The following is a 9,238-nucleotide window of genomic DNA, read 5'->3' as shown; positions in this document are numbered from 1 at the left end:
GCCCAGGCGTATTGGATATGAAGGCGGGGATTGTCATCAGTCTGGCCGCAGTGGAAGAGATACTCAACACCGGCATGAGGCGCCCTGTGACCTTGCTTTGCACTTCTGATGAAGAGATTGGCAGCGCCACGTCCAGGAAATATATCGAAGAACTTGCGAAAAAGTCCGCGCTGGTATTGGTACTTGAAGCTGCGCTGCTGGATGGGTCACTTAAACATGGCGTAAAGGCGTAGGCGCGTTCCACGTCCACGTGAAGGGACGCGCCGCGCACTCCGGTGGCGACCATGAAAAGGGAAGGAATGCCATTGAAGAGATGGCGCATCAAGTGATCGCCATTCAAAAAATGACCGATTACTCAAGGCAGACCACGCTTAACGTCGGTGTAATGAGTGGCGGGACCGTATCCAATGTCGTGCCAGAGGATGCGTATGCAGAAGTGGATGTCCGCGTCATGCAGTCCGGTGAATGGGAGCGGCTTGAATCGGAAATGAAATCCCTCAGTTGTGTTTTGGAAGGCACAAAACTCACGGTCACAGGCGGGTTGAATCGCCCGCCCATGCCTTTTGATGAGACCGCGAAGGTTGCCTTTGAGAAGGCAAAGTCCATTGCAAAAGCTATTGGCGTGGACCTCACTGCGGGCGGTACCGGCGGAGCATCTGACGCGAATTTTGTCGCGCCGCTGGGCATCCCTGTTCTGGATGGCATGGGTGCGATCGGCGAAGGCTATCACTCGGAGCGGGAATATATTTTTTCCGATAGCCTCGAACAACGAAAAAGCTTCTCGCAGCATTGATCCAAAACTGGTGAAATGAAAAAACTGTTCCTTCTTTTTCTTCTTTCATCTTATATTTCTTCCTGCGCGTCTGCAACACAAATTCCCCAAAAGGAAATGATCACCGTCTACGCCACCTCTGCCGCCCAGCCGTGGTTGACTGAGCTTTACACTTGTGCAGATAACTCAGCTGTCAGCTTGAACCTTACTGCCGATGAGCCAGATATTACCTTGCGGGTGGGGGAGCCTGAGATCATTATTTCACCTGTATATCAGATCGATGAAGAGGAGATATTGATCGTCACAAACCGCGAAAGCTCCGTGCAGAATTTGACTCTCTCAGAGGCGCAGGAACTCTTTGCGCAGGGCAATGACTCAGCGAAGGTCTGGGTCTATGCGTCAGATGCGAATGTGCAAATTGCGTTTGACCAGCTCGTGATGAAAGGAAGAAGCGTCACCTCTTTTGCGGGATTGGCAACCAGCCCACAGCAAATGTCAGATCTAATAAATGTGGAAAAAGACGCGGTTGGAATCCTCCCGAAGCATTGGATGGCTGGAAATGTACGAGAAGTATTTTCAGCGGGGACTGTGCCTGTGCTGGCGATTACAAAGGAAGAACCGCAAGGGGTGGTTAAAGAATTGATCGCCTGTTTGCAGAAATAGCAAAGACCTGTCCGCAGCGACAGGTCTTTTTGATTCCCTTGACTTGTCCCAGTGATAGGAGTAATATTGTTACAAACTGGTTTGTATTGCAAACCACAATGCGATAAGGAGATACCGATGAAAGATGAAACCTCTCAAATTGAACAGCGCATAAAGCGTTACTGGTATAGAGATGGGATCGGCGAGATGATGGGTGGTGTCATGTTCCTCGTGCTGGCTGCCTACTTTTCGTTACAGCAATATCTTGGTGATGAATCGTTCATCGGCGGAATATTGCAAGCAGGATTGGTTCTGCTCCTGATCGGCGGCGTGTATGTTGGGCGGCGCGTGGTCAATAGCGCAAAGGCTCGCATTACATATCCGCGCACGGGTTATGTTGAATATCGGACTAATTCCGTCAATGCTGTCTTGATGCGCATTCTTGCCGCTTTCACCGCCATGACAGTGGCCTCCATGTCTGTCTTTGTGGCTCGCAAGTTTGACAGCATTGACGCCATGGTCGCGGTGACCGGTGTGTTGGTGGCGGTCATACTAATGGTGAAGCAGGGATGGGGTTCGGGGCTGGGCAGGTTCTACTCTGAGTGCAGCCTCTGTTGTGCTTGGCGGTATTCTGTCGGTGAGCGGATTCGCTCGCGGATATAACCTCGGCTTGTTCTATGCCTTGATGGGAATCGCATTTCTTATCTCTGGCGGGCTGATATTGAAACGCTACTTGAATGAGAATCCGCTGCCGCCTGTGGAGGCTGGGAATGAGTAATGATCTGCGCGGTTTGGCCGACCTTGACCGCCTGATCCACGAGCCTGCGCGATTATTGATCGTCACCATTCTTTCCACTGTCGCAAGCGCCGACTTTCTCTTTCTACAGCGCGAAGCAGGATTAACAAAGGGCAACCTTTCTGCGCATTTGAGTAAATTGGAAGAAGCGGGCTACGTCAAGATCGAGAAAACCTTTAAAGGCAAACTTCCGCTGACAGTTTGTAAATTAACTGCAAAAGGTCAAAAGGCCTATACAGTGTATCGTCAGCAGATGCAGTCGTTCATGGATAAGACAAGTTAGTAAGTAAGGGCGACCCTTTATGATTAATCAGGTAAGCTGGTTCCGCTGGGCGGGTCGCCCCTACGACATGAAATGCAATTTTCAAGGAGAACCCAAAATGAAATCAAATAATTCCCTCATCATCATGGCAGTCATGTTTCTGTTATTTGCAACAGTTTCGTCAGTGGTTATCTGGTCGAATGTGTCCATAGCGGCCAAGATCGGCTTCTTTGCATTTGGGTATGGCGCTGGCATACCAACTGGCGTGCTGGTCTCCAGACGTCAAGGCTAAATCTTTTGGTTCGCAAAGACCCGCGCCGAGCGAAGGGCAAACTACGTTGCCTTGAGGTTGAAAAGGAAAAAACGATTATTGCAATTTCTGCTTCTAATGCTTGGTGCGCCAATATTAATATTCATTAGACATTATCGGAAATAGCGATATGATAGGTGAATGCTCACCTATGAAGAACTAAAGAAAAATCCTCGAAAATTTGTTGCACTGACAAGTTTAACGCCAGAAGAGTTTGATTATCTGTTGCCAGCGTTTGAGCGAGCCTATCTGATGGTATATCCTGCCTCTAAGACAATGGCGGGGAAAAAGCGAAAACGTAAAGCTGGTGGAGGTCGCAAAGGAGCACTTGCCAATATTGAGCAGAAATTGCTGTTTGGCTTGGTGTATCAAAAAAGTTATCCAGTGCAATCCATTATGGGCGAACTGTTTGGGATGGGACAAACCCAAGCCAACGAGTGGATTCATAGTCTGTTGCCCATTTTGAAACAAGCCTTGGATGATCTGGGTTATGAGCCAGAACGAGACCCGAAAAAGTTCAAGGAAAGCGAGCAAACTCGAAAAGATGCAGCAACTTCCATTATTGACGGTACCGAAAGGCGGCGTCAGCGACCAAAAGACGCCAAAAACAGGCTTTGCACTACAGTGGCAAGAAGAAAATTCATAGTGACAAGAACCTGATAGTTGCAACCGCCAAGAAAAAACGAGTTTCTTTTCTGAGCCAAACTTATCCAGGCAAAACGCACGATAAAAAGGTAGCCGATACAGAGATGATTGCTTATCCAAAACAAATGACCTTGTATCAGGATACTGGCTTTCAAGGATATGAACCAAAGGTACAGAAGTTAGTGCAACCGAAAAAAAGCCACGCAAGAAAGAGCTGACTGATAAAGAGAAAGAAAACAATCGCAAGATATCCAAAGTTCGTGTCAAAGTCGAGCATGCCATTTCAGGGATCAAGCGTTCTCGGAGTGTCAAGGATGTGTTGCGAAATACGAAAGATGGCTTTTCAGATTTAGTGATGGTTATTGCTTGCAGTTTACACAATCTTCGCGTTGACCACAGAAAGAAGCCGTTGAAATTATGACCAAAATAATTATTTCCGATAATGTCTATTATTTATCTTGGTGTCATTTTTGTTGATATTGCTGTAAATGAACCTGGAGCGGATGCTCCCAGAAGTATTGGCTCATTTAATGTAATTGAGAGTTCAACAATTGATCCAACAACCATACTTTCATCTCTTAATCACGACGGCCAAAATGTATTCAATTTCAAATCAGATCTTCCCAACGACCTGCCGTTTGTTACTTCGGTTGAATGGGGGCAAGTTGATTATGAAAATTTGGCAACTAGTATTTTTCATGTCGCATGGAATGAATCCATAAACGATTGGAATCTTTATAGAATGGCTTATTTTACAGAATGCGGCCATCCTGAGGGATTCTCTAATGGGGAATTTTACTTTTATCTGGATACTTCAGATCATAAAGAATATTCTGCGCGTGGCATTCTCATGGAACCTGAATATGGATACGTTGCGTGGGGTGGAGATACCTATTACCATCGCCCGCTTTTCGGCTGGAAGGCAATAAACCTGAAAGAGGTGACCGTTACCGCAGAAGAAGCGCTTCGTAGAGCAGAAGCGCGCGGTGGATTGAGTGCCCGCCAGTCTTGGGATAACAAGTGCATAATCGATGTTCAATTGTGGCCCCAAGGTTTTGGGCGAAATACCTGGCGGGTCAATTATTGGAATAATGACATTTCCAACGAAAATCGTATGGTAGAGTTTTGGATACCTGCAAAATAAAATTTCATGTTTGATCTGGGGCAGAATCATCTCTCGGCACAGGTCTTTGCGAATCGCCACCTGAGGACTGACAGGTTTTATTACCACAGGTGCTGAACAAACTTCTGCAGATGCGGAACGAATCTGACGATTACGGCGCGGAGGAAACCTGTCAGGTCTTGTTGCGCGGTTTTATTCAATCCTGTAAGCCAAGTGCAAATGAGAGCTTAATGTTTCGGGGGTAAAATTAGGGTCGTTTGGCGCATCAAGGTAGGGCGGTTGCCTCGGCGGCCGCTTTTGTGTGTAAATATGTCCTCATCAATCATCGAACTACGCAACGTATCAAAAACCTACTCCACTGCGGCGGGTGACTTTACGGCGTTAACCAACGTGACCATGACCATCAACGCGGGCGAGTTTCTTGGCATTGTCGGGAAATCTGGCGCGGGCAAGTCCACCTTGTTGAATATGATCAACGGTGTGGATCAACTGACCAGCGGCGAGGTCTTCGTGCGCGGGGACAATGAAAATATTTCGATCCATACCATGAGCGAGGATGCGCGCGCGCTTTGGCGCGGCAGAAAAATGGGCGTGGTCTATCAATCCTTTCAACTATTGCCCATGCTCACGCTTATTGAAAATATCACGCTGCCCATGGATCTGGCTGATAACTATAAACCGCGCGAATCAAAAGACCGCGCCATGCAATTGCTTCAACTCATGGAACTCGAAGAACACGCCAATAAACTGCCCGCCTTCATTTCAGGGGGACAGCAGCAGCGGGTCGCCATCGCGCGCGCGCTTGCCAATGACCCGCCCATCCTCGTGGCGGATGAGCCGACGGGCAGTCTCGATTCCATCACTGCCGATCACATCTTTGAAGTCTTCGAGCACCTTGTGAAAGATCAGGGAAAAACCATCGTGATGGTTACACATGATGTCAGTCTGACGAATCGCTTCTCTCGCAGTTTGACGATCGCAGATGGGGAAGTGCTTTCGGAAACAGAAGCAGATATAAGTTCAGGCGGGAGGCGGAAATGAAGACGCTTCGCACCAAGCCGAAAGTTGATCCTGTCCAACAGACTGAGTCAGCATCGGACGCCATGATCGAACTACACAGCGTCGTCAAGAAATTCAGCAATGCGGCGGGAGAGTTCACCGTACTCAAAGGCGTGGACTTGACCATCAAACGCGGCGAATTCGTTTCCATTGTTGGCAAATCAGGCAGTGGAAAATCAACCTTGTTGAACATGGTCACCGGGATCGATCATCCCAGCGATGGCCACGTGGTTGTGAATGGTAAGGATATTTACACAGGCGTGACTGAAAGTCAGCGCTCCAGATGGCGCGGAAAAAATTTGGGCATCGTCTTTCAATTCTTCCAGCTGCTGCCCATGCTCACGCTGCTTGAAAACGTCATGCTCCCCATGGATTATGTTGATCTGTATGACTTCGATGAACGCCCAGCGCGCGCCATGGAGTTATTGACCCTGGTTGGTTTGGAAAAATTCGCAAATAAATTACCTGTATTGGTTTCAACGGGACAGCAGCAGCTGGCTGCCATTGCGCGCGCGATGGCATGTGACCCGCCTCTGCTGGTTGCTGATGAACCGACAGGCAACCTCGATACACGCTCGGCGGATAAGATCATTCAATTATTTGAAGGCTTTGTAGCGCAAGGTAAAACCATCGTCATGGTGACGCATGACCCATCCCTGACATCACGCACGCATCGCAATATCATCATCTCTGACGGCGAGCTGATCAATGAGACCATCTCCCGTTCCCTGCCGCAGTTGCGGCACCGTCATATGCTGGAATTCACGCGTATTGTCGGAGAAAAAATCTATCAGCCGAATGAAACCATTATTTCACGCGATCAGCATGTGGAACAATTCTTTATGATCCGCAAAGGTGAGGTGGAAGTGGTCTTGCTGGATGGAAAGAAAAAGGAATACGTGCTTTCGCGTTTGCAGGCTGGTGAATTTTTCGGCGAAATGGAATTGTTGCGCGGCGGAAAATCCATCGCGAATGTGCGCGCGGGCAGTCAGCCCGTGGAAATACAGACCATTCCGCGCGAGGAGTTTCTGCGCGTGATCAACGAATCTCCCATTACGGCTGAGGCTATCGGAGAGATCGTACAGAAGCGCCTAAATGAAAGGCAGATTGCAGATTCCAGATCAGCACATAGGTAATATTTTTATCAGAGTTTTATCGAGTAATAACGCAGGAGAGTAATGCGACCCAGATGGCGTAAGGTATTGCACGATCTATTTGACAACAAGGCGCGCACCCTGTTGGTGGTGTTTTCCATCGCGGTGGGTGTATTTTCCATTGGTGTGATCTCGGGCGCGTACCAGATCATCAAGAATGATATGAGCATATCCTACGCCGCCAACAATCCGTCCAATGTTGAACTGCGCACGTTGAACTTTAATGATGATGTGCTTGCATCCATAAAAAATGCTCAAGGGGTGGATATTGCTGAAGCCCGCCGCGTCACGAGTATTCGGATGCGCGCGGCCGGTACGGAAAAATGGACTTCATTTGATATCGTGGCATTTAATGATTTCGAGGAAAACGCGATTAATTTGCTGACCCCGATCGAGGGTAAGTCCATTCCTGATAAACGGGAGGTGATCCTCGAAAGGGATGCCCTTAATCATATCGATGTGGGAGTGGGGGGGACGGTTGAATTTCAATTGCAGGATGGCTCTATCAAGTCCATGGCCGTGGTGGGGGTGGTGCAGGATACCGCCATGGGCGCGGGCGATTTCTTGGCGTCGCCATATGCATATATCACCATGAGTACGCTGCAATATCTGCAGCAGCCGCAATTATTTAACCGCGCATTTGTTACTGTTGGAAGTGGTGGTGATGATATTTTTCATGTCCGCGAAGTGGGTGCAAACTTAAAAGATAAGCTGGAAAAGAACGGCACGGTCGTTGTCCGCACACGTTTTTCGTTGACGCATGAGCATCCGCTGGCGAGCACGGTCAATGCGATCCTCGGCATTTTGTTGGCGTTGGGCATCCTGATCGTATTTCTTTCCAGTTCCCTGATCGCAAATACATTAAGCGCATTGTTGACCCAGCATCTGCGTCACATCGGTGTTATCAAATTGGTGGGCGGGCGCAGAACTCAGGTCTTTGCGATGTATCTGGCGCTGATCATGGCATTTGGCGTGCTGGCTTTGTTGATCGCCGTTCCGCTTGGCGGTCAGGGCGCTTATGGGCTGGCGCTCTTTATTTCCAGTGAATTGAATTTCAATGTGCTCGGATATCGAATTGTGCCGATGGCGTTCGCGATCCAGATCGCGGTGGGATTATTGGTGCCGCTGGTGGCGGGACTTGCGCCTGTGATCAACGGTTCGCGCATCACGGTTTTGCGCGCTCTCAGCGGAGATCTGGCTGGGGACGAGAATCAGCCTAAAGACCAGCATGAGGCGCGTGTGAACTGGTTCGATTGGATGCTGGTGCGCGCCACGAGCATCCTTGCCGCGCGCGGGATCCATTTCCCGCGTCCATTCATCATCTCCTTAAGAAACACGTTCCGCCGCCGCGGACGATTGGTTCTGACCCTGTTTACATTGACCATGGGCGGAGCGATCTTTATTGCCGTGTTTAATGTCCGCACGACCTTGCATGATTATATTGGCGCAATCGGGAAATATTTTGCGGCTGATATTACACTTGATTTTGATCAACCTTATCGCTTGCGCGAGATCAGGCAGGTGCTGGCGCAGGTGGATGGAGTGAGCGATATGGAGGGCTGGCAGTTCGTCAGCGGGGAACTGTTGGATAAAAATGGGGCTGTATTGGAGAATATTAACATCTTCGGCCCACCCGCAGACAGTCTTCTCATTCAGCCCATTCTTGTAAAAGGTCGTTGGCTGCGCTCAGATGATGTCCGCAAGCTGGCTTTGAGCGAAGCCGCTTTGGGGTATTTCCCCGACATCCAGCCTGGAGATCATGTGCAGTTAAAGATCAATGGGCGTGAAGAAGATTGGGAAGTCATCGGCGTTTTTAAATTTGTAGACCGTGAAGGTATTTTGGCCTACGCGCCGTATGAATATATTTCGCAAATGAATAACCTTGCCAATCAATCCTATTCTTTCCGTTTGGTGACAGATAATCATGATCGGACGTATCAGGATGCAAAAGCGGAGGAGTTGGATAAGTTTTTCCGTGAACGCGGATTCAAGGTCCGTACCGCTGAGGCGGGACGCGCGGCACTGGATACTGCTGTGGAGAGTTTGGATACGCTGGTGGTCTTCCTGCTCATCATGGCGATCCTGACCGCAGTGGTGGGCGCGATGGGTTTGACTGGCACGATGGGCATGAATGTGTTGGAGCGCACGCGCGAGATCGGTATTATGCGCGCCATAGGCGCAGACGACCGCGCCGTGATGCGCACCGTCATTGCGGAAGGCTTTGTGATCGGTGCGATTTCTTTTGCGCTGGCGATCATCTTGTCGATCCCATTTACATATTTACTTTCCACCATTGTCAGTCTTGCGGTATTTGAAACGCCCATTGAAGTGGTGTTTACATTCACAGGATATGGGATCTGGTTTGGTCTGGTATTGGTGCTTTCCGTGGTTGCTTCCATTGTGCCGGCGCGCAATGCGGCGCGCTTGACCATTCGGGAAGTGCTGGCATATGAATAAAAAAATATAAGGTGAAAA

The 9,238-nt window shown here is 49.1% G+C and carries 14 protein-coding genes; all 14 read left to right on the top strand.

The genetic code is table 11. The features are described 5' to 3' along the window. The coding region (locus tag IPL17_RS06855) for a M20/M25/M40 family metallo-hydrolase (RefSeq protein ID WP_345306335.1) at nt 1–233 on the top strand (233 nt) is incomplete at its 5' end. A gap of 17 nt (nt 234–250) precedes the next feature. Then, nucleotides 251–793, top strand: coding sequence for a M20/M25/M40 family metallo-hydrolase (locus tag IPL17_RS06850; protein WP_345306334.1), 543 nt, complete (start codon nt 251–253; stop codon nt 791–793). Between the two features lie 15 nt (nt 794–808). Continuing rightward, nucleotides 809–1,435, top strand: a complete 627-nt coding sequence (locus IPL17_RS06845; protein WP_345306333.1) for a hypothetical protein — start codon at nt 809–811, stop codon at nt 1,433–1,435. A gap of 117 nt (nt 1,436–1,552) precedes the next feature. Next, nucleotides 1,553–2,077 (top strand): hypothetical protein, encoded by a 525-nt coding sequence (locus tag IPL17_RS06840; protein ID WP_345306332.1) that lies wholly within the window; start codon nt 1,553–1,555, stop codon nt 2,075–2,077. Continuing rightward, nucleotides 2,052–2,192: a hypothetical protein gene (locus IPL17_RS06835; protein ID WP_345306331.1), complete on the top strand. Its 141-nt coding sequence runs from the start codon at nt 2,052–2,054 to the stop codon at nt 2,190–2,192. The genes IPL17_RS06840 and IPL17_RS06835 overlap by 26 nt, the downstream gene beginning before the upstream one ends. After that, nucleotides 2,185–2,493: a transcriptional regulator gene (locus tag IPL17_RS06830; protein ID WP_345306330.1), complete on the top strand. Its 309-nt coding sequence runs from the start codon at nt 2,185–2,187 to the stop codon at nt 2,491–2,493. Before IPL17_RS06835 ends, IPL17_RS06830 begins: the two co-directional genes overlap by 8 nt. A 97-nt stretch (nt 2,494–2,590) precedes the next feature. Beyond that, complete coding sequence (locus IPL17_RS06825) at nt 2,591–2,764, top strand: hypothetical protein (RefSeq protein ID WP_345306329.1); 174 nt, start codon at nt 2,591–2,593, stop codon at nt 2,762–2,764. 159 nt (nt 2,765–2,923) lie between these two features. After that, on the top strand, nt 2,924–3,442 hold the full coding sequence (locus tag IPL17_RS06820) for a transposase family protein (protein WP_345306328.1): 519 nt from the start codon (nt 2,924–2,926) through the stop codon (nt 3,440–3,442). Then, the gene (locus tag IPL17_RS06815) at nt 3,397–3,645 is read left to right on the top strand and encodes a transposase family protein (protein WP_345306327.1); all 249 of its coding nucleotides are present in this window, start codon (nt 3,397–3,399) and stop codon (nt 3,643–3,645) included. Before IPL17_RS06820 ends, IPL17_RS06815 begins: the two co-directional genes overlap by 46 nt. Continuing rightward, a complete protein-coding gene (locus IPL17_RS06810) occupies nt 3,642–3,848 on the top strand; it encodes a transposase family protein (RefSeq protein WP_345306337.1) in 207 nt (68 codons plus the stop codon). The genes IPL17_RS06815 and IPL17_RS06810 overlap by 4 nt, the downstream gene beginning before the upstream one ends. Before the next feature lie 21 nt (nt 3,849–3,869). Continuing rightward, a complete protein-coding gene (locus IPL17_RS06805; protein ID WP_345306326.1) occupies nt 3,870–4,571 on the top strand; it encodes a hypothetical protein in 702 nt (233 codons plus the stop codon). Nucleotides 4,572–4,859: 288 nt separating this feature from the next. Further along, entirely contained in the window at nt 4,860–5,591 is a 732-nt protein-coding gene (locus tag IPL17_RS06800) for an ABC transporter ATP-binding protein (RefSeq protein WP_345306325.1), read from the top strand. Beyond that, nucleotides 5,588–6,745: an ATP-binding cassette domain-containing protein gene (locus IPL17_RS06795; protein WP_345306324.1), complete on the top strand. Its 1,158-nt coding sequence runs from the start codon at nt 5,588–5,590 to the stop codon at nt 6,743–6,745. The genes IPL17_RS06800 and IPL17_RS06795 overlap by 4 nt, the downstream gene beginning before the upstream one ends. A 42-nt stretch (nt 6,746–6,787) precedes the next feature. Then, on the top strand, nt 6,788–9,220 hold the full coding sequence (locus tag IPL17_RS06790) for an FtsX-like permease family protein (protein ID WP_345306323.1): 2,433 nt from the start codon (nt 6,788–6,790) through the stop codon (nt 9,218–9,220). Nucleotides 9,221–9,238 lie beyond the last annotated feature (18 nt).

Source organism: Candidatus Villigracilis saccharophilus (assembly GCF_016711665.1).
Note: the sequence above shows the minus strand (reverse complement) of the source record. Positions and strands in the feature narration are given on the sequence as shown.

What these genes read in the sequence shown, in the direction of transcription:
- IPL17_RS06845 (WP_345306333.1), top strand. Translation starts at nt 809, where the DNA reads ATGAAAAAACTGTTCCTTCTTTTTCTTCTTTCATCTTATATTTCTTCC.
- IPL17_RS06840 (WP_345306332.1), top strand. Translation starts at nt 1,553, where the DNA reads ATGAAAGATGAAACCTCTCAAATTGAACAGCGCATAAAGCGTTACTGG.
- IPL17_RS06830 (WP_345306330.1), top strand. Translation starts at nt 2,185, where the DNA reads ATGAGTAATGATCTGCGCGGTTTGGCCGACCTTGACCGCCTGATCCAC.
- IPL17_RS06825 (WP_345306329.1), top strand. Translation starts at nt 2,591, where the DNA reads ATGAAATCAAATAATTCCCTCATCATCATGGCAGTCATGTTTCTGTTA.
- IPL17_RS06820 (WP_345306328.1), top strand. Translation starts at nt 2,924, where the DNA reads ATGCTCACCTATGAAGAACTAAAGAAAAATCCTCGAAAATTTGTTGCA.
- IPL17_RS06805 (WP_345306326.1), top strand. Translation starts at nt 3,870, where the DNA reads ATGTCTATTATTTATCTTGGTGTCATTTTTGTTGATATTGCTGTAAAT.
- IPL17_RS06800 (WP_345306325.1), top strand. Translation starts at nt 4,860, where the DNA reads ATGTCCTCATCAATCATCGAACTACGCAACGTATCAAAAACCTACTCC.
- IPL17_RS06795 (WP_345306324.1), top strand. Translation starts at nt 5,588, where the DNA reads ATGAAGACGCTTCGCACCAAGCCGAAAGTTGATCCTGTCCAACAGACT.
- IPL17_RS06790 (WP_345306323.1), top strand. Translation starts at nt 6,788, where the DNA reads ATGCGACCCAGATGGCGTAAGGTATTGCACGATCTATTTGACAACAAG.